This window comes from Weissella kandleri (assembly GCF_001438705.1).
In the GTDB taxonomy this organism is placed as follows: Bacteria; Bacillota; Bacilli; order Lactobacillales; family Lactobacillaceae; genus Weissella; species Weissella kandleri.
On the sequence record NZ_JQBP01000014.1, the window covers coordinates 1 to 1,591 of the forward strand.

The following is a 1,591-nucleotide window of genomic DNA, read 5'->3' on the forward strand; positions in this document are numbered from 1 at the left end:
TGCGATAACTCGTAACAACGTTTATTAATATTACATGAAACACTTTGAATCGTCAACTACTAATTTAATCTTTTTTATACTTTTCTAGGCAAATATGATAACACCGCCGTTGAACTAAAAAAGATATTAACCTAAATGTTCAATTTCAATAACTAAATCCGTTTGCTTTACCTGCTCTAAATTATGAGTCACCACTATCACTATAATATTTAAATCTTGTTGTAAAGTTTTTTTCTTGATTAAATGCGATTTGAGTTAACTCTGTTTACAATGCCCCAGTTAGTTCATCTTCTAAAAAACTATTTACTGGCGCTTTTGTCTTATCAAGTAATTTTTTAATTCTTCAAATTATCTTCAATTAAGTGCATCCGTCGACCACGATAGAAAATGCACCGCTCATAATAAATTATGTTTAACCGTCTGATCCTCAATCAAATCAAACGATTGAAAGTAGGAAAAATACCAGGTTGTGTGTAATACAGCTTAAATTCATCAATTAGATCACTATGTTGAATCTCTTGAATTCCTGAATTATTTAATCAATCTTTTATATCTTTCTTTCTAACTCCACTATCATATTTTCTAAATCTTTGTTTAACGTCTTATTAATGCCGGTATCAGTTGTTAATTTTTATTCAATATCGAACAATCTCTTAGCTCTCTATATAACAACCATACTCCTTATCTTCATATTCAAAACGGGTAAGCTTAATTTCACGATTAATAATCATTAGCAATTTTTGCTTGAATTCTGGTAAAAACTTCGTCAACGCATATCTTATCATATCCAATCTAATAGATTCATAATCATATGCAATTATATTTTTTAAATTATTAATTTTACGCCAAGAAACATCTGGATAATCATCAGTAATATTTAAGCTTAATCTACCCACCATCTCTCCAATTTATGACAATTTCACCAAAACAGCGCTTAATTCTACATTATGATTTTCCAATATTTGGTCTATTTGCTGTCTATTTTTGATATTTTCAATCTCATCTATATATTGAATAATAGCATCAAATGACGTATATCTTTATTATTGTTTTCCATAAATCAACACCTTATCCCTATTTTCGTTATCCTTAAACGCATGATCTAATTCATTCACGCTCTGTTCCTTTAAGGTGTACACTAAACTAATATCAACTTCTCGATCTAAAACCTTGGCACTTTCTAAATCACGTTGCATTCTACGCAAAATCTTTCCCTTTTCATAGAAATCGTTATAGTTATTAAATCCATCAATCAATAAATCATAATCACTTGTAAAATCAAAGCCACCGTTTACATATGAACCATAAATATATGCTTTATCAACATCATAATCTTTAAATACTTTCGATACACGTTCTTTTATCATATCTAATGGCATCTTGTTTGCTTGTAAATCAATCTCAATCATATTTAATCACATACGTTTGATTGTCCCTAGCATTAATTTTGTCCATCTCAAAATATTACACAACTATTTTTTGTAAACTATTTATTCTACAAAAGTGAATTCAATATAAAACAAAAAAGGCTCATCATTGCTGATGAGCCTTTACTTTGCATCGCGACTTCCTATCCTCGCAGGAAGCGATC

The 1,591-nt window shown here is 29.4% G+C and carries 2 protein-coding genes; both read right to left on the reverse strand.

The genetic code is table 11. The features are described from left to right. Nucleotides 1-653: 653 nt before the first annotated feature. A complete protein-coding gene (locus IV73_RS06425; RefSeq protein ID WP_057756551.1) occupies nucleotides 654-899 on the reverse strand; it encodes a HepT-like ribonuclease domain-containing protein in 246 nt (81 codons plus the stop codon). A gap of 144 nt (nucleotides 900-1,043) precedes the next feature. Continuing rightward, on the reverse strand, nucleotides 1,044-1,409 hold the full coding sequence (locus IV73_RS06430; protein ID WP_057756553.1) for a nucleotidyltransferase family protein: 366 nt from the start codon (nucleotides 1,407-1,409) through the stop codon (nucleotides 1,044-1,046). Nucleotides 1,410-1,591: the final 182 nt, after the last annotated feature.

What these genes read in the sequence shown, in the direction of transcription:
- IV73_RS06430 (WP_057756553.1), bottom strand. Translation starts at nt 1,409, where the DNA reads ATGATTGAGATTGATTTACAAGCAAACAAGATGCCATTAGATATGATA.
- IV73_RS06425 (WP_057756551.1), bottom strand. Translation starts at nt 899, where the DNA reads ATGGTGGGTAGATTAAGCTTAAATATTACTGATGATTATCCAGATGTT.